Here is a 21828-nt window from a genome sequence, read left to right on the forward strand (position 1 = left end):
TCACGTCCATAAGTTCATGATCAACGGGGCAGGGCGGGCAAGGCGGGGCGGGCGGGGGCTGGTCAGGGGCGCCGCGGTCAGCGCGGTGGGGTGATGCGGCCGCCGGCGCGGCGGACGGCGCGTTCGGCGTCCTCGCGGGGGAGGCCGGTGGCGCGGAGGAGGTCGGTGGCGGTGGAGCGGAGCTGGGCGAAGACCACCTCGCCGGAGAAGGCCAGACCGGCCTCGTGGGCGGCGCGGGCGTGACGCAGCGCGCGGACCGCCGCGTCCCGGCTGTGTTCGGGGTCGGCGGCCGCGGCCAGCTCGCGGTCCAGCGACGACACGGACTGGGCGAGCGCGTGCACCGCTTCCACCAGGGACGCGGGCACCGGCTCGCCGTCGCGGATCATCGACACGATGCGGCGCACCAGCACCCGGCTGTTGCGCAGCGCCCGCGCCAGGTGGTCGGCCGCGTCGACGTACGCGGCCAGCAGACCGTGCTTGCCCCAGTGCAGCGGCGCGACGGTGGCCAGTTCCTTGCCCGCCTTCAGTGACTCGCCGAAGGCGCGCAGGTGCGACTCCGCCTCGCGCATGTGGTCCAGTGCCTCCTGCGCCGCCGCGGCGTCGCCGTGCGCCAGCGCCTCGGCGGCGTCGTTCAGCCCCGACTCCAGGGCCTGGAACAGCGGCCGGACCGCGCGCTGCACCTCGGTCAGCGGGTTCAGCGGCAGCAGCAGCGCCATCACCACCAGGGCGATCCCGCCGCCGACCACCGCGTCCACGAACCGGCTGAAGTAGTAGTCCTCGCTCAGCGGCAGCAGCGTGGCGACCAGGATGCCCGACGACGCCGCCTGGGTGACCAGCGACGCCGAGCCGCCGATGAAGATCGCCAGGCTGATCGCGAGCAGCACCACCAGCGACACCTGCCAGGCACCCCGGCCGATGACGAGGATCAGCAGCTCGCCGAGCAGGATGCCGACCGCGTTGCCGGCCACGATCTCGAACGCCCGGCGCATCCGCTGGCCGACCGAGATCGCCAGCGTCACCACCGCCGCGATCGGCGCGAAGAACGGCTGGACGTGGCCGAGCAGGTCGTGCGACACGTACCAGGCCAGCCCCGCCGCGACGGCTGCCTGCACGGTGAGGATCGCGCTGGCGCGCACCCGGCGTACCCGGTCGCGCAGCGTCACTCCCGTCCGTCGGCGCAGCTCAGCGGCGTCCATAGAAGCAACTGTGGCGTACGCCGCACCGCCGGCCGGGCGGATGCGCCAAGATTTGAAGGTGCTCACCGCCGACCGGTTCGTCGCCACCGCCAGGGCCGCGGGCGCGGCCGCCCCCGACAGCGTGCTGGCCGACGTCGGCACCGAGCTGATCAACCGCTGGTCGGAGCCGCAACGGCACTACCACACCGTCGACCACCTGGCCTTCTGCCTCGACCGGGTGGAGACCGAGCCGGTGGTGGCGCTCGCCGCCTGGGGCCACGACGCCGTCTACGACCCCACCGCCGCCGACAACGAGGAGCGCAGCGCCGTCCTCATCGGCGACCTCCTGACCGAATGCGCGGTCCCCGCGGCCACCGTCGCCGAAGTGCAGCGTCTGGTACGCCTGACCGCCGGCCACTCCGTCGCTCCCGGCGACCACCACGGCGCCCTGCTCGCCGACGCCGACCTGGCCATCCTCGCCGCCCCCTGGCCGGACTACGTCCACTACGTCGCCGCCGTCCGCGCCGAATACGCCCACGTCCCCGACGACCTGTGGCGCATCGGCCGCTCCACCGTCCTCCAGTCGCTGCTCGACCTGCCCGCCCTCTACCACCACACCCCCGCCCTGGAGCGCGCAGCCCGCACCAACCTCACCCGGGAACTCGACTCCCTGCGTACCCCCGGTTGATCAGCCGAGGGCGGTGGGGAGGGCGGGGCGGGGGGTGGCGAGGTGTTTGGGGCGGCGGAGGCCGGCGGCGCGGAGCAGGCGGGCGATGTGGCGGGAGGTGGTCGGCTGGGCGCCGAGCCAGACGGCCACCGGGACGCGCTCGCTGGGGATGTCGTAGTGGTCGCGGTCGAAGGCCCGGCGGGGGGAGCCGAGCAGCTCGGCGAAGATGTGCAGCTCAGTGAGTGACGTGTCGCTGACCAGGTGGGCCCACAGGCGGCCGTGGGCGGGCCAGACCGGGCTGTCGACATAGATCACGTGTCCACGCTAGCGTGCCAAGGTGACCTTCCTTGACGAGCTGACGGCCGCGCTCGGCCCGGACCGGGTGATCACCGACCCCGACCTGCTCACCTCGTACCGGCGCGACGAGGCGGATCTCTGCGCGGCGGGCACGCCGCTGGCCGTCGTACGCCCCGAGGAGACCGCCCAGGTCGTGGCCGCGGTGCGGATCGCGGCCCGGCACGGCGTGCCGATCGTGCCGCAGGGCGCGCGGACCGGACTGGCCGGCGGGGCGAACGCGGTCGACGGCTGCCTGGTGATCTCGATGCTGGCGATGAACCGGATCGTGGACATCGATCCCGCGAACCGGATCGCCACCGTGCAGCCGGGTGTGGTCAACGCGGTGCTGGCCCGCGCCGTGCAGGCCGAGGGTCTGCGCTACCCGCCGGACCCGGGCTCGTGGGAGTCGAGCACCATCGGCGGCAACGTGGCCACCAACGCGGGCGGCATGTGCTGCGTGAAGTACGGCGTGACCACCGAGTACGTGCTCGGCCTGGAGGTGGTGCTGGCCGACGGGCGGGTGCTGCGCACGGGGCGGCGCACCCCGAAGGGCGTCGCCGGATACGACCTGACCAGGCTGTTCGTCGGCTCCGAGGGCACCCTGGGCCTGATCACCGAGATCACCGTGGCGCTGCGGCCGGCGGCCGAGGAGTCGCTGACCATGGTCGCCGTCTTCCCCACCACGGCCTCCGCCGGGGACGCGGTGAACCGGATCTTCGCGGCGAAGCTGGCGCCGAGCCTGCTGGAGCTGCTCGACCGGGTGCACCTGGAAGCGCTGGAGGCATACCGGCCGATGGGCCTGGACACGACCGCAGCCGCGCTGCTGCTGGCCGCGGTGGACACCGGCGCGCGGGCCACGACCGACCTGGAGGCGCTCGCCGAGGTGGCGCGGCAGGCCGGGGCGAGCGAGGTGTGGCAGGCCACCGACGCGACGGAGGCCGCCGAGCTGCTCCAGGCGCGCCGGCTGGCCCACCCGGCGATGGAGCACCTGGCGCTGTCGCTGTACGAGCACGGCGGCCTGATCATCGACGACATCGCGGTGCCGCGTACCAGGCTGGCAGAGCTGCTGGACGACATCGTGGCGATCGCGGCGAAGCACGACGTGCCGGTGGGCGTGGTCGGTCACGCGGGCGACGGCAACCTGCACCCGAACATCGTGATCGACCGGGCCGACCCGGCCAGCGTGGCGGCGGGCCAGCGGGTCTTCGACGAGATCATGGAGCGCGGCCTGGCGCTGGGCGGCACCTGCACCGGCGAGCACGGCGTGGGCCTGCTCAAGCGCGACTGGCTGGCCACCGAGCTGGGCGAGGTCGGCGTCGACGTCCAGCGCGCCATCAAGGCGGCCCTCGACCCCGCCAACCTCCTCAACCCCGGCAAGGTGCTGCACTCCTGACCACCTACTCGGCCGAGGAGTGCGGATGAGCGCGAATTTCCTGCCGAAGACGCACATCGACGCGCTCGTGACCGCGGCGCTGTGGTGGGGCGATCCCGATCGGGGTTTCCGCTACCACCACGGCGGCCCCCGGCATGTCACCCGCGAGAATGCCACTCGGGTCGGCCGCATGCTGTGGCAGGCCAACTGGGACTGGACCATGGGCTGGGTCGACCCCGCCGACTACGACGACGAGGACGGCGACCTGCGCTCCGAGCTGGAAGGCTACGTCTTCGAGGAGCTTCCGGGCGAACCGAACCCACTGCTGGTGCTGCGCGCGCTGGCCTGTTACGTCTACCAGACCGCGACCGACGAACCGGATGTCTGGCGGACCGGCGAGGCCGCCACGTTCGTCGACTACCTGCAGGCCCAGGCGGTGAGGCGGCTGCCCGGCATCGAGACTATGCCGTGGTACGTCGAACAGCGCGACGCGTTCCTGCGGCACCCGGCGGCGGCGGGCCCGGCCGGGCGCGGTCAGGGTTAAGAAGGTGCCCGCCCTCTACGGAAGGCGATAAGAAGGTGCCCTTCCTTGCTAGACGGCGGTGAGGCGGGTGGTGTTGGCGGCGGCGTCGTCGGCCATGCGCTGGGATTCGCGTTCGGCGTCGACGCGGGCCAGGTAGGCGGCCGTTTCGGCGGCGACGGTGGCGGGGTCCCAGCCCAGGACGGGGGCCATCAGCTCGGCGGTGCGGCGGGCGGTCTGGGCGCCGCGGTGGGCGGTTTCGATGGAGATGCGGGTACGCCGGGCCAGCACGTCCACGACGTGCAGCGCCCCTTCGTTGCGGGCGGCGTACACGACCTCGGCGGACAGGTGCTCGGGCGCGCCGGGCAGCGGCTCGGCCAGCGAGCGGTCGGCGTCGATCAGCGCGAGCAGCTCGGTGGTGAGCGTGCCGTAGCGCTCCAGCAGGTGCTCCACCGCGCCGACGCTCAGCTCGTGCCGCCGGGCCAGGTCGGCGCGGTCGCGCCACATGGCGTCGTAGCCGTCGGCGCCGAGCAGGGGCAGCTCCGCGGTGCCGCTGTGCCGCACGTCGCCGAGCCGCCGCACCGCCTTGTCGACGACGTCCTGCGCCATCACCCGGTACGTGGTGAACTTGCCGCCCGCCACCAGCAGCAGGCCGAGCAGCGGCTCGACCACGGCGTGCTCGCGGGACAGGGCCGAGGTGGAGTCGGACTCGCCGGACAGCAGCGGGCGCAGCCCGGCGTACACCCCCTCGATGTCGTCGCGGGTCAGCGGCCGGTCGAGCACGACGTTCACATGGGACAGCAGGTAGTCGATGTCCTTGGCGGTCGCGGCCGGGTGCGCCCGGTCCAGCGCCCAGTCGGTGTCGGTGGTGCCGATGATCCAGTGCCCGCCCCACGGGATGACGAACAGCACGCTGGTCGCCGTACGCAGGATCAGGCCGACCTCGCCGGTGATCGCGGAACGGGGCACGACCAGGTGCACGCCCTTGGAGGCGCGCACCCGGAAGCCGACCCGCGCGTCGGGCAGCCACGACGACACGTCGTCGCTCCACACCCCCGTCGCCGCGATGACGGTCTTCGCGCGTACGTCGAACTCCTCGGTGCCGTCGCTGACCCGCACGCCGGTCACCTGGCGGGCCTGCCGCAGCAGGCCGACGGCCTTCACCCCGGTCACCACGGCCGCGTCGAGGCTGGCCGCGGTCCGGGCCACGGTCACCACGAACCGCGCGTCGTCGACCTGCCCGTCGTAGTAACGGATCGCGCCGACCAGGCCCTCGTCGCGCAGCGACGGGAACAGCCGCCGCGCGCCGTGCCGGCTCAGGTGCCGGTGCAGCGGCATGCCGCGGCCGCCGCCGACCAGGCCCGCGAACACGTCGTACAGGGCCACGCCCGCGCCGTAGTAGACGCGGTGCCAGGCCCGCTTGGCGACCCCGGCCAGGCCGGGCGTCTCGGGAGGCAGCGGCACCAGGAACGGCACCGGGCGCACCAGGTGCGGCGCGAGCCGGGTGGCCAGCAAGCCGCGCTCTCGCAACGCCTCGTGGACCAGCGGGAATTCGAGCTGCTCCAGGTAGCGCAGGCCGCCGTGGATCAGTTTGGACGAGCGCGAGGAGGTGCCGGCGGCGAGATCACTCGCCTCGATCAGGGCCACGCGCAGGCCGCGGGAGGCGGCGTCCAGCGCGGCCCCCGCACCGGTCACCCCACCCCCGACGACCAGCACATCGAACTCTTCGTCGCGGAGCCTGCGCAGGTCGGCGGCACGACGCTCCGGAGAGAGAGCGCCCGCGGCGAAGCGGGACACGCTGCGGTCACGCATCCCATCAAGGTACCGTGCGGCTGTGCTCCCAGACGGTGACCGGCAGGGTGTTCCGCCCCATATTCCGCCTCTGACCGCCCCCGCCGAGACAGCGACGGCGGCGGATGCCGCACCGGCACGCGCGTCGGCCGGGCTGATCGTCGCGACCGTCGTGGTCGGTGTGTGGGCGGTCGCCGTCGCGGTCGCCTCGCAGTTCGGGCTGGTGCTGACCGGGCAGGTGCTCGGGCAGCTGGGCATGGAGCTGCCCGGCCTGCTGTGGCCGCTGACCGGCGTGCTCGCCCTGCTGGTGGCGGGCATCCCGGCCTGGCTGCTGGCCCGGCTGCCGCGCCATCCGGGGGTACGCGCCGTCGGCGTGGCCTTCGGCCTCGGCGCGATCGCCCTGGGCGTGGGCAGCGCGCTGCGTATCGTGCCCGCCTCCGCCAACGAGCTCTACCTGCTGAGCTACGCGGTCCTGGCCGCCGGCGCCGCCTTCCTGCTCTACCGCCGCGCCGGCGCCGCCCCAGCCCCGAACGGCACCGCCGCCGAGCCTGCGGCGACCTCCCCGGGAGCCGCCACCGACTCCGGCGGCTTTGCTCTGCACACACATACGCACGGTGCGTATTTGTGTGCAGAGCAAAGCCGGTCGCAGCCAGGGGCGCTGGGGTGGGCGGTGCTCGGCGGCGTGCTGGTGCTCGCGCCCTATCTGTGGGCCGGTGCGCTGGGCGGGCTGACCGAGTCCATTGCCGCGCTGCTGGCGGCACTGGCCACGGGCGCGCTCGCCGCGACGATCCTCGGGCCCGGCCTGTGGCGGCACTTCACCGGCCGGGGCCGGCCGACGCTGGTGGTGGCGGGCGGGCTGGTGGCCGGGGTGGTGCTGGCGCTGCTCGCGGGCGGCACCGGCGCGTCCGGCGTGCAGATCCTGGAGCTGCTGGTGCTCCCGCCGCTGGGCTTCGCGGTCGCCGCCCTCGCCCCGGCCTCGCCGCGCGGCTGGGCGACCCTGCTGCTGGTGAGCATCGCCGCGTTCGGGCCCCTCGGCTTCGTCGACCCCGACGAGATGAACCTCGCCCTGTTCGGCCGGGACGTGCCGTTCTACGCCCTGCTCGCGGCGCTGGTCGCCTGGCTGGTGGCGCTGGCCGTGGGCGTCGCGTACGGCGCCGGCCTGCTGCGCACCGAACGCGCGCCGACCGGGGCGCACGCGGCGGGCAGGCCCCAGCCGCCCGCCGGATCGGCGGTGACCTGGTCGGACGAACCCGACCCGGGGCCGCCGCTGCGGGTGGTGCCGCGCACCGGCGGCCGGGCCCTGGCGGCCGGGCTGGCCACCGCGGTCGCGCTGGGCGCGGGGGCGTACTACCTGTCCACCGGCCGACCGGGCTTCTTCGGCGACCAGCTGTTCGTGGTGCTCAAGGAGCAGGCGCCGCTGGCGGGGCTGCCCACCACGACCGGCCTCGGGCCGGGCCGTGACGAGCGGGTGACGGCCGTCTACCGGCGGCTGGTCGAGCACGCCGAGCGCACCCAGGCGCCCCTGCGCGCCGAGCTGGACCGGTGGAGCCTGAGCTACCAGCCGTACTACCTGGTCAACGCGATCCTGGTGGACGGCGGGCCGGAGACCCGGGTGTGGCTGGAGTCCCGCTCCGACGTCGACCGGGTGCTCACCGACCAGCGGCTGCGCCCGCTGCCGGCCGAGGTGCCGGTCGAGCACGGCACCCAGCAGCAGCCGCCCGCCGCGCCGGAGTGGAACCTGACCATGGTCGGCGCGCCCGAGCTGTGGCAGCGCGGCGTCACCGGCAAGGGCATCGTGGTGGGCTCGTCGGACTCCGGGGTGGACGGTGCCCACCCCGCGCTGGCGGCGAACTACCGCGGCGGCGACGACTCCTGGCTGGACCCCTGGTCCGGCAGCCGTACCCCGAACGACCACAACGGGCACGGCACGCACACCACGGCCACGGCGGTGGGCCGGGAGCGGGTCGGTGTCGCGCCCGACGCCCAGTGGATCGGCTGCGTCAACCTGGAACGCAACATGAGCAGCCCCTCGCTGTACCTGGACTGCATGCAGTTCATGCTGGCCCCGTACGCGCACGGCGGCGACCCGTTCGCCGACGGCCGCCCGGCCCGCGCGCCGCACGTGCTCAACAACTCGTGGGGCTGCCCGCCGCTGGAGGGCTGCGACGGCACCGTGCTGCGCCCGGCCACGGCGGCGCTGGCCGCGGCCGGGATCGCGTTCGTCGCGGCGGCCGGCAACACCGGCCCGTCCTGCGGCTCGCTGGACACGCCCCCGGCCACCGATCCGGACGCGCTGACCATCGCGGCGGTGGACGAGGACCGGACCGTCACCGGTTTCTCCAGCCGGGGCCCGGCCGACGGCAAGCCGGACCTGGCCGCGCCGGGGGCGGCGGTGCTGTCGGCGATGCCCGGCGGCACGTACGCCCGGCTCAGCGGCACCTCGATGGCTACCCCGCACGTCACGGGCGTGATCGCGCTGCTCTGGTCGGCCCGGCCGGAGCTGGTCGGCGACCTGGCCCGCACCGAGCAGCTGCTGCGCGACGCGACCCAGCCCGCGCAGCTCGCGTCCGCCGCCGCCCCGTGCGACGACGAGGCAGCCCAGGCGGGCGCGGGCATCGTCAACGCGGCGGAAGCGGTCGTCGCCGCCGGCGGGTAGGCTGGGCGTTCATGATCACCCCGTACGAGCCGCAGCACCGCGCCGCCGTGGCGGACCTGCTCGCCCGCTGCCTGCTGGAGGAGGACGCCGTCGAGGCGGCGGACCTGGTCGAGCTGCTCGGCGGCTCGGCGGGCTTCGTGGCGACCGACGGTGACGCCCCCGACGCGGACGTCATCGGGGTGGTGCTGGCCAGCACCGGGCACAAGGACCCGACCGTGGGCCACCTGGACCTGCTCGCCGTGGACCCGGCGTTCCGCCGCCAGGGCGTGGCCCGGGAACTGGTCGGCGCGGTCGAAGGCCTGCTGCGCTCGCGCGGGCTGAGCGCGGTCCGGGTCGCCGGCAACCCGCCCACTCACGCCTGGCCGGGAGTGGACGTGCGCTACACCCCGGCCGTCTGCGCGCTGACCGCACTCGGGTACGCCCACGACCGCACCGCCTGGAACATGACCGCCGAGCTGGTCGAGGGCTCCCCGGCGCTGCACGAGACGCGTACCGCGCAGGAGCGGCTGGCCGGCTCGCACGTCGTGGTGCGCGCCGCGACGCCGGACGACCTGCCCGAGCTGCGCCCGATGATCCTCGCCGAGTGGGGTCCGGCCTGGGCCGCCGAGGTCGAGCGGGCGATCGGCGGCGCCGGCGGCTGCCACCTCGCGCTGCGCGACGGGCAGGCGGTCGCCTTCGCGGCCTGGGGCGGCTGCCGGCCGAGCTGGTTCGGGCCGATGGGGACACTGCCCGCCGCGGCCGGGCTGGGCATCGGCGGTGTCCTGCTACGACGCTGCCTGCGCGACCAGGCGGAGCGGGGTGTCACCAGGGCGCAGATCGGCTGGGTCGGCCCGGTGCCGTTCTACTCCGGGGCAGCGGGCGCGGTCATCGAGCGGGTCTTCTTCCTCTTCCACAAAGCACTCTGAAATGCGCTTTTTTCACTTTTCGGATTAAGTTCGGAAAATTCTGGGCACCATGAGGGGGTGGCAGCCCCAGCGAGCCCCTTGGCGGAACCGCACGACACCCGCGGCGCAGCGATCATGGTCGCCGCCGCCGCGGCGGTCGGTGGCTTCCTGTTCGGGTACGACACCGCGGTCATCAACGGCACCGTGGACGCCCTGCGGGACACGTTCCACCTGAACCCCGTGGCGCTCGGCCTGGTCGTGTCGGCCGCGCTGCTCGGGTGCGCGGTGGGCGCGTGGTTCGCCGGCCCGCTGGCCGACCGGCTCGGCCGGGTCCGGGTCATGGTGATCGCCGCGGCCCTCTTCCTGGTCAGCGCGATCGGCTCGGGCCTCGCGTTCAGCGCCGTCGACCTCACCTTCTGGCGGGTCATCGGCGGCTTCGGGGTCGGCGCGGCGAGCGTCATCGCACCGGCGTACATCGCCGAGGTCTCCCCCGCCCACATGCGCGGCCGGCTCGGCTCGCTGCAGCAGCTCGCGATCGTCAGCGGCATCTTCGTCGCGCTGCTCGTCGACTACCTGCTTGCCGACGCGGCGGGCGGGGCCATGCAGCCGATGCCGTGGGGCGGCGCGGCCTGGCGCTGGATGTTCGCCTCGGCCGCCGTGCCCGCCGTCATCTATGCCGTTCTGGCGCTGCAGATCCCCGAGTCCCCGCGCTACCTGGTGCGCCGGGGCAGGCTCGCCGAGGCCCGGGCCGTCATCAAGCGGCTGATCGGCGGCGACGTCGAGAAGCGGATCACCGACATCAAGCGCACCGTGGCCGGCACCCAGGAGAAGGTCAACCTGGGCGTGCTCAAGGGTCCGCGGCTCGGGCTGCTGCCGATCGTCTGGGTCGGCATCCTGCTCTCGGTGTTCCAGCAGTTCGTCGGCATCAACGTGATCTTCTACTACTCGTCGACGCTGTGGGCGTCGGTGGGCTTCAGCGAGTCGGACTCGCTGCTCATCACCGTCATCACCAGCGTGACCAACATCGTCACCACGCTGATCGCGATCGCCCTGGTCGACAAGATCGGCCGGCGGCCGCTGCTGCTCATCGGCGCCGCCGGGATGGTGCTCACGCTCGGCGTGATGGCCTGGTGCTTCTCCACCGCCACGCAGACCGTCGGCCCCACCGGCGAGGAGCTGACCACGCTCAGCCCCGCCATCGGCAAGGTCGCCCTGGTCGCCGCCAACCTGTACGTGGTCGCCTTCGGCATGAGCTGGGGCCCGGTGGTCTGGGTGCTGCTCGGCGAGATGTTCAACAACCGCATCCGCGCCACCGCGCTGGCCGTCGCCGCCGCCGCCCAGTGGATCGCGAACTGGCTGATCAGCACCACCTTCCCGGCGCTGGCCAGCATCGGCCTGACCTTCGCGTACGGCCTGTACGCCCTCTTCGCCCTGCTGGCCTTCTTCTTCGTGATGAGATCCGTCCGCGAAACCAAGGGCCGCGAACTCGAATCCATGTAACCCACCGCCCGCCCTTGATCGTCGGACTTGCCAGGCAGTCGGGCGTATCTTGGCCCGGCATTCGCCCACCTGCCTGGCAAGTCGGACGATCATCGGGCCGGGGTGGGGTGGGGTGGGGACGGGAAAGGCCCCCGAGCGGAGCTCGGGGGCCTTTCTTCGGGTCTGACGGAACTCAGAAGTCCATCTCGCCGCCGCCGGGGCCGGCGGGCGCGGCGGCCGCCTTCTCCGGCTTGTCGGCCACGACGGCCTCGGTGGTGAGGAACAGGGCCGCGATCGAGGCCGCGTTCTGCAGCGCCGAGCGGGTCACCTTGGCGGGGTCGAGGATGCCGGCCTTGAGCAGGTCGACGTACTCGCCGGTCGCGGCGTTGAGGCCCCAGCCGGCGTCCAGGTTGCGCACCTTCTCCACCACGACGCCACCCTCGAGGCCCGCGTTGACGGCGATCTGCCGCAGCGGGGCGTCGAGCGCGACCTTCACGATGTTGGCACCGGTGGCCTCGTCGCCCGAGAGGTCCAGCTTCTCGAACGCGGTCTTGCCGGCCTGCACCAGGGCCACGCCACCGCCGGCGACGATGCCCTCCTCGACGGCCGCCTTCGCGTTGCGCACGGCGTCCTCGATGCGGTGCTTGCGCTCCTTGAGCTCGACCTCGGTGGCCGCGCCGACCTTGATGACCGCGACACCGCCGGCCAGCTTGGCCAGGCGCTCCTGCAGCTTCTCACGGTCGTAGTCGGAGTCCGACTTCTCGATCTCGGCGCGGATCTGGTTCACCCGGCCGTTGATCTGGTCGGCGTCACCGGCGCCGTCGACGATGGTGGTCTCGTCCTTGGTCACCACGACCTTGCGGGCGCGGCCCAGCATGTCGAGGCCGACGCTGTCCAGCTTGAGGCCGACCTCCTCGGACACGACCTGGCCGCCGGCCAGGATCGCGATGTCCTGCAGCATCGCCTTGCGGCGGTCGCCGAAGCCCGGGGCCTTGACGGCGACGGACTTGAAGGTGCCACGGATCTTGTTGACGATCAGGGTGGCCAGGGCCTCGCCCTCGACGTCCTCGGCGATGATCAGCAGCGGCTTGCCGCTCTGCATGACCTTCTCGAGGATCGGCAGCATGTCCTTGACGTTGGAGATCTTGCCGTTGACGATCAGCAGGTAGGGGTCCTCCAGGACCGCCTCCATGCGCTCGGGGTCGGTGATGAAGTACGCCGAGTTGAAGCCCTTGTCGAAGCGCATGCCCTCGGTGAGCTCCAGCTCCAGCCCGAAGGTGTTGCTCTCCTCGACGGTGATGACGCCTTCCTTGCCGACCTTGTCCATGGCCTCGGCGATGATCTCGCCGACGGTCGGGTCAGCCGCGGAGATCGAGGCGGTGGAGGCGATCTGCTCCTTCGTCTCGACGTCCTTGGCCAGCTTCGAGAGCTCCTCGGCCACGGAGCTGACGGCGGCCTCGATGCCACGCTTCAGGGCCATCGGGTTCGCACCGGCGGCCACGTTGCGCAGACCCTCACGGACCAGCGCCTGCGCCAGGACGGTCGCCGTCGTCGTGCCGTCACCGGCGACGTCGTCGGTCTTCTTGGCGACCTCCTTGACCAGCTCAGCGCCGATCTTCTCGTACGGGTCCTCGAGCTCGATCTCCTTGGCGATGCTCACACCATCGTTGGTGATGGTGGGGGCGCCCCACTTCTTCTCGAGCACGACGTTGCGACCCTTGGGGCCGAGCGTCACCTTCACGGCGTCAGCGAGGACGTTCATGCCCCGCTCGAGGCCGCGGCGCGCCTCCTCGTCGAACGCAATAATCTTGGCCATAACGGCGTTGTCCTCCTGGACAATTCCGAGGTCGGACGGCTGGCCCGCGACGACCGGCTGCCACCATTCGGCAACCCCGCCACTCCGACTTCTGGTCTCGTGTTGGCACTCCCGCGCGGAGAGTGCCAATCACCTGTTTAGCACTCTCGCCCCCGAGTGCAAGCGAACACGGGATGATCACAGGTCAGCGGAGCCGCCCGGCGAGGTCGGCGGTGCCGATGCCGCGCTCGGCGCCGAGGCGCTCGGCGTACGTGATGAGGACGCCGCTGAACAGCAGCATGGTGAGCGGCACCTCGACGGCGGCGGTGAGCACGGCCCCGGTGACGGGGATCAGCGGCACGGTGGCCGTCACGCCCAGTGCCGCGCCGGCCCGGTCGCCGATCGCGCCGACCATCACCTCGGCGAAGGACGAGGCGAGCACCGTCAGCCCCACCAGCAGCAGCCGGGCGGCGTTCGGCCAGAGCGCGGCGTGGAACAGCCGGAACGAGTCCGCGATCGCGTTGCGCCGCTCGAACAGGTACGCCGGGCCGACCAGCGCGGTGGCCATCGCCAGGTAGACGTAGACCAGCGCGGTCGGCACCAGTCCCAGGTAGTCGGCGGCGCCCACGCAGCACATCGCCACCGCCGCCACCGCCACGCCCACGAGCACGTAGGCGACCAACTGGTAGGCGGCGAGGCCGAGGAGGCGGCGCAGCCCGAACCGCAGCGACTGCCCGATGGAGACGGTCAGCCCGGCCGCCTGCCGGGTCGCGTGGTGGGTCGCGGCGGCGTACCCCAGCAGCTGGGGCAGCAGCACCGCGACGGCGTAGGCGAGCCCCGCGACGAGCAGGGCACCGAGCAGCCTCTCCCCTCGACCGGAGAACAGCCGCAGATCGAGCTCTCTCAGCTCGGGCGCGATGCCGCGGAGCAGCAGGGTGAAGGCGAGCGCGGGCAGCGTGTGGGTCAGCACGAAGATCACCGCGAGCGGCCGGGCGCTGCGGCGCAACAGCATGCCGGTGCGGTGGGCCCAGCCTGCGATGTACTGCTCGGGCGGGTTCACCAGCGGATCGTCCGCTGCGGTGAGCCGCGGCGCGGCCTCCCGATACGCCCCCTCAGGTGGCAGGTAGTCCCCGTCCGGGACGGCGGGATCGGACGGGCCGGGAGCGGGCTGCGTCATCTGCGGCTCCAACGGAGTTCGGCGGCCGGGCAAGCCGAAGGGCCCCGATCCGGTGGGATCAGGACCCTTTCGTCTTGCTCAAGCTTTGATGGCCAAGCGGTCAGGCGATGACCCGGACCTTCTCAGCCTGGGGGCCCTTCTGGCCCTGGGCGATCTCGAACTCAACGCGCTGACCGTCGTCGAGCGCCTTGTAGCCGTCCATCTCGATCGCGGAGAAGTGGACGAACACGTCCTGCCCTCCGTCGACCGCGATGAAGCCGTAGCCCTTCTCGCTGTTGAACCACTTGACGGTGCCCTGTGCCACGGTGCACTTCCTCACTTCTGTAAAGCTGGGTGGCCTTGCCGGCCCACCCCCGGCTGGTGTTGTCAGCCGTCCTCGCACGCTACACGAGCACCGGTGCCCTCGCACAGCCCCAAAACGGACCTGTAGCGCTCCCATTACAGTTCGACAGTCGGCAATCTGACCATGCGTCCCCACTTGCGCGTGACCGGGCGGGGCATGCGCAGGTTACGTGGAACGTGGACAAGCACCGCCGATCCCTCGCCCTTCGTCTGCCGGGCGCGATCATCCCCCTCATGGCCACCACCGTCTGCGCGGTCGGCTTGCTCATCACCGGCGGCGCCATGCAGTGGGCGCTGCACACGGGCACCGGTGCGGCACCGGCCACCGCACCCGGTCCCGGCGGCGACCGACGCGACCACGGCGACCCCGGCACGGCGGCGTCGGCCACCCCGGTGCGGCTGCGGCTTCCTCCGGTCACCCTCGACGTCGACGGCTTCAGCAGCTGGGCGCTGCTGGACCGGCGCACCGGCGAGATCGCCGGTTCCTCCAACCTGGACGCACCGAGCGACACCATGTCCCTCATCAAGGTATGGCTGGCCGCCGACTTCCTGCGCCGCACCGAGCAGCCCGACCAGCGCAGCCTGAACCGGCTGATCGCCATGATCCGGGACTCGGACAACAAGGCGGCGTACGAGTTCTACGAGCGCAACGGCGGCCGCGCGGGCATCGAGCGCATGGTCGAGCTGTGCGGGCTCACCGAGTCCAAGCCGTACCGGATCGACGGATATTGGTCGAACACGGTCGTCTCGGCGCGGGACGTGGTGCGGCTGGGCGCCTGCCTGGCCGACGGCCGCGCGGCCGGCCCGCAGTGGACCGACTGGCTGCTGACCCAGATGCGGCTGGTGCGCGGCGTCGGCGACTTCGGCCCGCGCACCGTCTTCCCGCCGGAGGTGGCCTCGACCATCGCCATCAAGAACGGCTGGCTGCTGCGCACCGAGGACAAGCTCTGGCACCTGGCGTGCCTGGCGGTGACCGACCGGTGGGCGATGAGCGTGCTGCTGCGCTACCCGTCGCGCTACGGCTTCGACTACGGACGCGAGCTGTGCGCCTCGGTCGCCGAGCAGCTCAAACCCGCCCTGCCCTGACCGGCTGCGTCCGGCGGACGTCAAGAAGGGCACCTTCTACATCGCAAAGCGAGCAGAGATACAGCTCGTCTCGCTGACGCGAGCCGACGAAGGTGCCCTTCCTTTCAGATCAGGCGGGGCGGCGGGACTGGATGATGCGGAAGCGGTTCGCCACGAAGGCGGCATCGGTGAGGGCCGCGTTGGCGGCGGGGTTGGCGCCGGAGGCGTGGAAGTCGGAGAAGGCCGCGGACTGGTTGACGAAGACGCCGCCGGTCAGGTTCGCCGACAGGTGCACGCCCACCTCCAGCGCCGCCTGCTCCACCGCGTCCAGCACGGACTCGTCGGTGCTGTAGACGGCGGCGGTGATGGCGCCCTTGGCGCCCACCGTCTCCCGGAAGATCTCGATGCTGCGCGCGGTCGAGTCGGTCGGGATCGCGAAGGTCACCGGGCCGAAGCACTCGGTGCCGTAGCCGTCGGTCACCTTGACGATCATCGGGGTGCGGCAGACCGCGTCCGCGTACGCCGGGTGGGCCAGCTCGGCCGAGTCGAGCACGACGTCGCCCAGCTTGCGGGCGGACTCGATCCGGTCCAGCACGTCTTCGTTGACGATCGCGCCGGTCAGCTCCACGGCCTTGGCCGGGTCGCCGGTGATGGCACGGACCCCGTCGGCGATGCCGGCCACGACCTCGTCGAAGCTCTTGTGCCCGGCTTCGGTCTCGATGCCGGCCGCCGGGATGAGCAGGTTCTGCGGGGTGGTGCACATCTGGCCGCTGTAGAGGGTCAGCGAGAAGCCGAGGTTGCGGCACATGCCGGCGAAGTCGTTCGTCGAGTCGACGACGACCGTGTTGACCCCGGCCTTCTCGGTGTACACCTGCGCCTGCCGGGCGTTGGCCTCCAGCCAGTCGCCGAACCCGGTCGAGCCGGTGAAGTCGATGATGCGCACCTCCGGCCGCAACGCCAGGTCGGCGGCGATCGGGGCCTCGCGGGTGTCGACGGCGAGCTGCACCGTGTTCGGGTCGAGCCCGGCCTCGGCGAGCACCTCGCGGGCGACCTGCACGGTGATGGCGAGCGGCAGCACCGCGCGCGGGTGCGGCTTGACCAGCACCGGGTTGCCGGTGATCAGCGAGGCGAACAGGCCCGGCCACGAGTTCCAGGTCGGGAAGGTGTTGCAGCCGATGACCAGCCCGATGCCGCGCGGCACCAGGTGGTAGGTCTTGGCCAGGGTGTCGGCCTTCTTCGTCCACACCACGGAGCCGACCTGCCGGGTCTGCTCGGCGTAGCCGTACGCCACCGCCTCCAGCGCGCGGTCGAGCGCGTGCGGGCCGCCCGCCTGGAAGGCCATCACGAACGCCTGGCCGGTGGTCGCGTGCACCGCGTTGGCCAGCTCGAACACCCGCTTGTGCAGGCGGGCGAGGATCTCCAGGCACACGCCCGCGCGCACCTGCGGACCCGCGTCGCGCCACGACGGCAGCGCGGCCTGCGCCGCGGCGATCAGGGCGTCGACACCGGTGCGGGGGTATCGCACGTCGAGCGCCACCCCGAACGGCGAGCGCTCCGGGGCGACCCACTCGTCGGCGGGCTGGTCCAGCGGGAAGTCCTTGCCGAGCAGGGCGGTGAACGCGGCCTTGCCGTCGGCGGCGGCGGTCTCGCCGTACACCTTCGGGCTGGGCGACTCCGGGTACGCCGACCAGTAGCCGCGCTCGGTGATCGCCCGCAGCGCGCTGTTCAGCAGCTCCTCATGGGTGGTGAAGAGATCCGTGGCGGTAGCAGTCATGCCCTCATCATGCCCGACGCCGTGAGCGGTGCCACCCTCCCGGCTTGATCAGCACTTTCGTGGCTTGGCGCCGTCCAGCAGGCGCACGTACGCGTGGGAGACGTAGATGCCGTCGCCGACCCGGTTCCACAGGTCGGTGGTGCGTACCGTGCCCTCGACCTTGTCGCCCTTGACCTGGCACCGGATCGGCAGCCGCGCGTAGTCGCCGGCCCCGCCGCGCAGCGACGCCTTGACCTTCGGGGCCGAGCGCACCCGCAGCCACTCGCCGTCGGTGTCGACCTCGCCGCGGTCGCCCGCGCCGGTCCACAGGTAGGTGACGTGCACCCAGGCGTTGTCGGTCAGGCCGAGCCCGTCCCAGAACGCGCCGTCGGCGATGTCGATGCCGGCCGGGTTGCGCACCTCGCGACCGAACTCGTCCTCGCCGTCGTTGTGGTCGTCCTGGTACGCCGCCTGCGCCTGGGGCTTGCCGCGCGGCAGCTCGTCCCACATGTGCCGGTCCTCGGCCCAGTAGTCGTCCTTGGTGTTCCACGGGCCGACGTCCCACACCGGCAGGAACACGCAGCGGTCGTTGCCCTCGTGGCAGACCCGTACGCTCCGGTCGCCCTCACCCCGGTCGTTCAGCGCGCGCCAGGAGGGCAGCGCCGCGAACCAGTCCCGCTTCTTGATGGTGTGGCCGTTGGCGGTCTTCCAGCCGACCAGCCCCTCGCGGGTGGCGTAGATCTTCGCGACCAGGGTGCCGCCCGCGGGCGGGGCCGAACCGGCCGGCGCGCTCGCCACGAGCAGCGCCGGGACCACAGTGAGGGCAGCGATCAGGGACACGAGCAAACGACGCCTCATGTCCCTGATCAACGATCATGCGCCCGGCCTGGTGCCGGGCGAACCTACAGTTGGTTTCAGGCGAATTGACCGTTTTAGGCCGCCGGTTCGGCCGCAGGCTCCAGATCACGCTGCCAACTCTGGAACGCGGCCATCCGGCGGAACCCCATCTGCTCGTTGATCGAGACCATGTAGCTGTTCTCCGCCGCGTTGAACGTGTCGATGTGCTCGGTCTGCGGCTCGCCCTCCCGGAAGTACCGCAGGTTGGCCACCTTCACCAGCGCGCCCAGCCGGTGGCCGCGGTGCTTCGGGTCGACGATGGTGATCTGCTGGAAGGCGTGCCAGGGCGCCTCCCCGATCGAGATGAAGGTCCAGGCGACCAGGTCGCCGGAGTCCTCGTGCACCGCCCCGGTGTGGTAGGTGCGCCGCTGCCGGGCCGCGACGACCTCCTCGATCCGGCGGAAGCGGGTCACGTCCGGTTTCTCCGGCTCCACCTTGAGATCGCCCATGGGCGCGTCGGTCATCAACCGCGAGTCGAGGTAGGCCAGGCGCTCCACCAGCTCGACCGGGGCCGCGCCGCGCCACTGCACCAGGCGATAGCCCGTCGCCTTGGCCCGCGCCGCGGCCTCCATCCCGGCCAGCACGTTCTCGTCCACGTCGGCCGTCGACAGCCGCCGCTGCACCTCGGGCAGCGTGTTCGTGAAGCCGAGCGCGGTGGCGAACGCCGGACCGGCCTCGTCGGGGGCGGGCAGGCCCGGCAGCGACAGGCTGGAGCTGGAGACCAGCTCGGTGAGCCCGTGCTCGCGCGCGTACGCCAGCACGTGCTCGAACATCGCGCGGCCCACGCCCCGGCGCCGGTACGCGGGCACCACCTCCAGCGTGAAGACGAGGTGCTTGAGGTTCTGCTCGGTCATGTAGACCAGTTCGAGCCGGCCCACCGGCACGCCGTCCAGCCACGCCACCCGGTCCCGCACGACGCGGGCCGGGAAGCGATGCCTCTGCATCAGCTGCCCGGCCCGTTCGGATACCCGTGGGAAGTGCGGCGTCTCGTGGTCGCACACCTGGCTCATGACCTGGACCCAGGCGGCGACCGAGGCGGGATCGTCGGCGTCGACCGGCGCGATGTGAAGGCTCATGCCCGCCAGGGTCCCCCGCCCCATGCCGCCGCGCACCCGGTTTTTGCTCGCGCGTTAAGAAGGGCACCTTCTACTACGAAAAGCGATAAGAAGGTGCCCTTCCTTCTCAGCCGAGGAGGCCGGCCTCGCGGGCGGCGCGCAGGGAGGGCTTGACCTGGTAGGTGGGGCCGACCAGGGCGGCGACGGCGTCCAGGGTCTTGAGGCCCTCGCCGGTGTTGTAGACGACGGTCTCCAGGGTGGGGTCGAGCTTGCCGGAGGCGACCAGCTTCGCGGTCACGGCGGTGGTCACGCCGCCCGCGGTCTCCGCGAAGACGCCGGTGGTGCGGGCCAGCAGGCGGATGCCGTCGCGGATCTCGTCGTCGGAGGCGTAGTCCATCCAGCCGCCGGTGCGACGCACCGCCTCCAGCGCGTACAGGCCGGCGGCCGGGTCGCCGATGTTCAGCGACTTCGCGATGCCGGTCGGCTTCACGGGGGTGATCACGTCGGTGCCGGCGTGCAGCGCGGTCGCGATCGGGTTGCAGCCCAGCGACTGCGCGCCGAACACCTTCCAGCCGCCCTCCGGCGCCACCGCCAGACCCGCGCCGACCAGCTCCTCGAACGCCTTGTCCACCTTGGTCAGCAGCTCGCCGGAGGCCATCGGGATGACCACCTGGGCCGGGATGCGCCAGCCGAGCTGCTCGGCCACCTCGTAGCCGAGCGTCTTGGAGCCCTCGGCGTAGAACGGCCGCACGTTCACGTTCACGAACGCGGTGTCCTCGAACTCGTCGGTCTCGACCAGCTCCGAGCAGAGACGGTTCACGTCGTCGTAGGAGCCCTCGATGGCGACCAGGTCGCCGCCGTACACGGCGGTCGTGATGATCTTGCCGGGCTCCAGGTCCCACGGGATGAACACGATCGACGGGACCCCGGCGCGGGCCGCGTGCGCGGCCACCGAGTTGGCCAGGTTGCCGGTCGAGGCGCAGGCGTAGCGGGTGAACCCGAGCGCCTTCGCGGCGGTCAGCGCCACCGACACCACGCGGTCCTTGAAGGAGTGCGTCGGGTTGGCCGAGTCGTCCTTCACCCACAGCGGCGCGCGCAGGCCGATCTCGGCGGCGAGCGCGTCGGCGCGGACCAGCGGGGTGAAGCCGGGGTCGAGCGACACCCGGTCGGCGGCGCGCTGGCCGGCGGGCAGCAGCCCGGCGTAACGCCAGATGTTCTTGGGTCCCGCCTCGATCTGCGCGCGGGTCACCGTGGCGAGCGCGTCCGCGTCGTACCAGACCTCGAGCGGGCCGAAACACTCGTAACACGCGTGCTGCGCGGCGAGCGGGAAGCGGGCGCCGCAGCCGCGGCACTCCAGCCCGCGAGCGGGCGAGTCGACACCGAGCGGCGAGATGACGGCAGACGTCATGAGATGTTTCCTCTCATCTTCCCGGCGTCACCGATCTGGCCCGCCGGACGGAGTTGGCACCTGCCATCGATGGTGGTTGCCGGAGCGTCATCGGGCCGTGTCCCTCAGCTCCTCTGGATGAGGTATTCAGTTGTGCTTGCAGTTAAGCAGAAGCGCTCTGCCCCGGGCCAGCGTTCTCACCCGATGAGATGCACACCTCACTGAGGTTGGGAAGGGCACCTTCTTATACGCGAAGCGATAAGAAGGTGCCCTTCCTTTCAAAGTCAGGGTTTGAGGATGTCGCGTACGGCCTTCGCGTCGGCGAGCGCGGCGCGCAGGTGGATACGGGCGGCGCGCACGGCGGCGCGGGCGGCGCCGGTCTTGGCGCGGATCGCGGCGGCGTCCGGGCCCGGTTCGACGGCGAGCAGGGTGTCGGCCACTCCGGCCAGGTCCACGGCGTCGAGTTCGGCCTTGAGGTGGGCGAGCTTCGCCTCGGCGTCGCCGATGTCCCTGCCCGCGGCCTTGGCGGCGGCGACCGCCTCGGCGAGCTTGCCGTGGGCCTCGCGCAGGCGGGCCAGCGCCGCCGACTCCACGTCGGCCGCGACGGTCAGGTGCACCTGCGGACGGACCAGCAGGTAGACCCGGTAGTCCTCGACCATGCTGCGGGCGTCGGCGCGGACCGCCTCGACGGTGGTCTCGGCGGCGACCTTCGCGCGCAGCTCGGTCAGCCCGGCCAGGTCCGCGTCGATGATCTTCTGCAGGGCGGCCTGGTGGGCGTCGGTCAGGCGGGCCGCGTTGCGGATCGCCACGCCGCTCACTTTGAGCATCGCCAGGCGTCCGTCGATGCGCGCGGTGGTCAGCTTCTTCGCGGCGTCCAGCGTGGCGGCCTTGTCCGCCGCCGCCGGTGACCCGGCACGCGTGGCCGGAGCCGGAGCAGCGGCCTGGGCGGGCAGGGCGGCAGCGGCCTGGGCGGGCAGGGCGATTGCAGCGCCCAGCGCGGTCACCGCGAGCAACGCGGCCGTGCTCACCAGGGCGCGGCGGATCAGTGGTTCAGTCCTCATCGTTCGGGCTCTCCTCTGCCTTCTTCAGCTGCCCGTCCAGCTCGCCCAGGAGCCTGTCCAGCTCGGCGATGTCCTGGTCGGCCCGGCCCGCGGCGGCGGCCGGGTCGGCGGGGGCGGTCTCCTGCGGCGCCGGCGCGGCCGGCGTGCTCACGGTCCCGGCGGTATCGGGCCGGACCGGCGACTGCGCGTCCCGCCCACCCCCGCCCCGGCACCCGGTCAGCGCCAGCCCCAGGGCCACGGCGACCGCCGTCATAGCGATGGCACGTCTCATGGGGGCGACTCTGCGCCCCCTCGGTAAACCCCCGCCCCGCGCAATGTAAGCGTCACGTCAGGCCCGACAACAGCGACGATCTTGCGCGAACTGTGGGTACGACACGCGCGAATCGGGCGTATCACTAACAGTTCGCGCAAGATCG

At 72.4% G+C, this 21828-nt stretch carries 19 protein-coding genes and 1 riboswitch; of the genes, 7 read left to right on the forward strand and 12 right to left on the reverse strand.

Annotation, left to right across the window (positions count from 1 at the left end; genetic code table 11):
- Window positions 1-77 precede the first annotated feature (77 nt).
- On the reverse strand, window positions 78-1196 hold the full coding sequence (locus CS0771_RS04715; RefSeq protein ID WP_212839933.1) for an aromatic acid exporter family protein: 1119 nt from the start codon (window positions 1194-1196) through the stop codon (window positions 78-80).
- Window positions 1197-1206: 10 nt separating this feature from the next.
- On the opposite strand from CS0771_RS04715, the gene CS0771_RS04720 reads away from it, so the two are divergent.
- On the forward strand, window positions 1207-1863 hold the full coding sequence (locus CS0771_RS04720; protein ID WP_244870603.1) for a metal-dependent phosphohydrolase: 657 nt from the start codon (window positions 1207-1209) through the stop codon (window positions 1861-1863).
- Here the strand turns inward: CS0771_RS04720 and CS0771_RS04725 are convergent, their stop codons facing one another.
- Window positions 1864-2157 (reverse strand): DUF4031 domain-containing protein, encoded by a 294-nt coding sequence (locus tag CS0771_RS04725; RefSeq protein WP_212839934.1) that lies wholly within the window; start codon window positions 2155-2157, stop codon window positions 1864-1866. It abuts the gene before it with no gap.
- A 22-nt stretch (window positions 2158-2179) separates the two neighbouring features.
- Here CS0771_RS04725 and CS0771_RS04730 point away from each other — a divergent pair, with 22 nt between their 5' ends.
- Window positions 2180-3571 carry an FAD-binding oxidoreductase gene (locus tag CS0771_RS04730; protein WP_212839935.1) on the forward strand — a complete coding sequence of 464 codons (1392 nt, stop codon included), beginning with the start codon at window positions 2180-2182 and terminating at the stop codon, window positions 3569-3571.
- 25 nt (window positions 3572-3596) lie between these two features.
- On the forward strand, window positions 3597-4094 hold the full coding sequence (locus CS0771_RS04735; protein ID WP_212839936.1) for a hypothetical protein: 498 nt from the start codon (window positions 3597-3599) through the stop codon (window positions 4092-4094).
- A 48-nt stretch (window positions 4095-4142) separates the two neighbouring features.
- Here the strand turns inward: CS0771_RS04735 and CS0771_RS04740 are convergent, their stop codons facing one another.
- Window positions 4143-5882, reverse strand: coding sequence for a glycerol-3-phosphate dehydrogenase/oxidase (locus CS0771_RS04740; RefSeq protein ID WP_212839937.1), 1740 nt, complete (start codon window positions 5880-5882; stop codon window positions 4143-4145).
- A 22-nt stretch (window positions 5883-5904) separates the two neighbouring features.
- On the opposite strand from CS0771_RS04740, the gene CS0771_RS04745 reads away from it, so the two are divergent.
- Genes CS0771_RS04745 through CS0771_RS04755 form a run of 3 tightly spaced genes read left to right on the forward strand, consistent with a single transcriptional unit; the run spans window position 5905 to window position 10901 of the window.
- Window positions 5905-8517 (forward strand): S8 family serine peptidase, encoded by a 2613-nt coding sequence (locus CS0771_RS04745; RefSeq protein WP_244870604.1) that lies wholly within the window; start codon window positions 5905-5907, stop codon window positions 8515-8517.
- Window positions 8518-8528: 11 nt separating this feature from the next.
- Window positions 8529-9422 (forward strand): GNAT family N-acetyltransferase, encoded by an 894-nt coding sequence (locus CS0771_RS04750; protein ID WP_212839938.1) that lies wholly within the window; start codon window positions 8529-8531, stop codon window positions 9420-9422.
- Between the two features lie 57 nt (window positions 9423-9479).
- On the forward strand, window positions 9480-10901 hold the full coding sequence (locus CS0771_RS04755; RefSeq protein ID WP_244870605.1) for a sugar porter family MFS transporter: 1422 nt from the start codon (window positions 9480-9482) through the stop codon (window positions 10899-10901).
- Window positions 10902-11073: 172 nt separating this feature from the next.
- Here the strand turns inward: CS0771_RS04755 and groL are convergent, their stop codons facing one another.
- From groL to CS0771_RS04770, 3 genes are all read right to left on the reverse strand, one after another.
- Window positions 11074-12696, reverse strand: a complete 1623-nt coding sequence (gene groL / locus CS0771_RS04760; RefSeq protein ID WP_203755959.1) for a chaperonin GroEL — start codon at window positions 12694-12696, stop codon at window positions 11074-11076.
- 184 nt (window positions 12697-12880) lie between these two features.
- The gene (locus CS0771_RS04765) at window positions 12881-13852 is read right to left on the reverse strand and encodes a hypothetical protein (protein WP_212839939.1); all 972 of its coding nucleotides are present in this window, start codon (window positions 13850-13852) and stop codon (window positions 12881-12883) included.
- Window positions 13853-13952: 100 nt separating this feature from the next.
- A complete protein-coding gene (locus CS0771_RS04770; RefSeq protein WP_033342363.1) occupies window positions 13953-14156 on the reverse strand; it encodes a cold-shock protein in 204 nt (67 codons plus the stop codon).
- Between the two features lie 272 nt (window positions 14157-14428).
- Here CS0771_RS04770 and CS0771_RS04775 point away from each other — a divergent pair, with 272 nt between their 5' ends.
- Window positions 14429-15280, forward strand: a complete 852-nt coding sequence (locus tag CS0771_RS04775) for a hypothetical protein (protein WP_212839940.1) — start codon at window positions 14429-14431, stop codon at window positions 15278-15280.
- A 109-nt stretch (window positions 15281-15389) separates the two neighbouring features.
- On the opposite strand, the gene paaN is transcribed toward CS0771_RS04775, so the two are convergent.
- The 6 genes from paaN to CS0771_RS04805 all read right to left on the reverse strand — a co-directional run bounded on the left by paaN (window position 15390) and on the right by CS0771_RS04805 (window position 21683).
- On the reverse strand, window positions 15390-17033 hold the full coding sequence (gene paaN / locus CS0771_RS04780) for a phenylacetic acid degradation protein PaaN (protein WP_212839941.1): 1644 nt from the start codon (window positions 17031-17033) through the stop codon (window positions 15390-15392).
- Between the two features lie 48 nt (window positions 17034-17081).
- The gene (locus CS0771_RS04785) at window positions 17082-17852 is read right to left on the reverse strand and encodes a hypothetical protein (RefSeq protein ID WP_212839942.1); all 771 of its coding nucleotides are present in this window, start codon (window positions 17850-17852) and stop codon (window positions 17082-17084) included.
- A gap of 92 nt (window positions 17853-17944) precedes the next feature.
- Window positions 17945-18985 carry a GNAT family N-acetyltransferase gene (locus CS0771_RS04790; RefSeq protein WP_212839943.1) on the reverse strand — a complete coding sequence of 347 codons (1041 nt, stop codon included), beginning with the start codon at window positions 18983-18985 and terminating at the stop codon, window positions 17945-17947.
- A gap of 106 nt (window positions 18986-19091) precedes the next feature.
- Window positions 19092-20372: a threonine synthase gene (thrC, locus tag CS0771_RS04795; RefSeq protein WP_212839944.1), complete on the reverse strand. Its 1281-nt coding sequence runs from the start codon at window positions 20370-20372 to the stop codon at window positions 19092-19094.
- A 10-nt stretch (window positions 20373-20382) separates the two neighbouring features.
- Window positions 20383-20496, reverse strand: a riboswitch (SAM riboswitch).
- A gap of 139 nt (window positions 20497-20635) precedes the next feature.
- Complete coding sequence (locus tag CS0771_RS04800; protein WP_212839945.1) at window positions 20636-21412, reverse strand: hypothetical protein; 777 nt, start codon at window positions 21410-21412, stop codon at window positions 20636-20638.
- The gene (locus tag CS0771_RS04805) at window positions 21402-21683 is read right to left on the reverse strand and encodes a hypothetical protein (RefSeq protein ID WP_212839946.1); all 282 of its coding nucleotides are present in this window, start codon (window positions 21681-21683) and stop codon (window positions 21402-21404) included. Before CS0771_RS04805 ends, CS0771_RS04800 begins: the two co-directional genes overlap by 11 nt.
- Between the last annotated feature and the right edge of the window lie 145 nt (window positions 21684-21828).

The organism is Catellatospora sp. IY07-71 (genome assembly GCF_018326265.1).
Classification (GTDB): domain Bacteria; phylum Actinomycetota; class Actinomycetes; order Mycobacteriales; family Micromonosporaceae; genus Catellatospora.

Bases quoted from the DNA above. Each gene is read 5' to 3' on its own strand.
- CS0771_RS04715 (WP_212839933.1), bottom strand. From the start codon at position 1,196: ATGGACGCCGCTGAGCTGCGCCGACGGACGGGAGTGACGCTGCGCGAC.
- CS0771_RS04735 (WP_212839936.1), top strand. From the start codon at position 3,597: ATGAGCGCGAATTTCCTGCCGAAGACGCACATCGACGCGCTCGTGACC.
- CS0771_RS04740 (WP_212839937.1), bottom strand. From the start codon at position 5,882: ATGCGTGACCGCAGCGTGTCCCGCTTCGCCGCGGGCGCTCTCTCTCCG.
- CS0771_RS04750 (WP_212839938.1), top strand. From the start codon at position 8,529: ATGATCACCCCGTACGAGCCGCAGCACCGCGCCGCCGTGGCGGACCTG.
- groL (WP_203755959.1), bottom strand. From the start codon at position 12,696: ATGGCCAAGATTATTGCGTTCGACGAGGAGGCGCGCCGCGGCCTCGAG.
- CS0771_RS04765 (WP_212839939.1), bottom strand. From the start codon at position 13,852: ATGACGCAGCCCGCTCCCGGCCCGTCCGATCCCGCCGTCCCGGACGGG.
- CS0771_RS04775 (WP_212839940.1), top strand. From the start codon at position 14,429: ATGGCCACCACCGTCTGCGCGGTCGGCTTGCTCATCACCGGCGGCGCC.
- paaN (WP_212839941.1), bottom strand. From the start codon at position 17,033: ATGACTGCTACCGCCACGGATCTCTTCACCACCCATGAGGAGCTGCTG.
- CS0771_RS04790 (WP_212839943.1), bottom strand. From the start codon at position 18,985: ATGAGCCTTCACATCGCGCCGGTCGACGCCGACGATCCCGCCTCGGTC.
- thrC (WP_212839944.1), bottom strand. From the start codon at position 20,372: ATGACGTCTGCCGTCATCTCGCCGCTCGGTGTCGACTCGCCCGCTCGC.
- CS0771_RS04800 (WP_212839945.1), bottom strand. From the start codon at position 21,412: ATGAGGACTGAACCACTGATCCGCCGCGCCCTGGTGAGCACGGCCGCG.
- CS0771_RS04805 (WP_212839946.1), bottom strand. From the start codon at position 21,683: ATGAGACGTGCCATCGCTATGACGGCGGTCGCCGTGGCCCTGGGGCTG.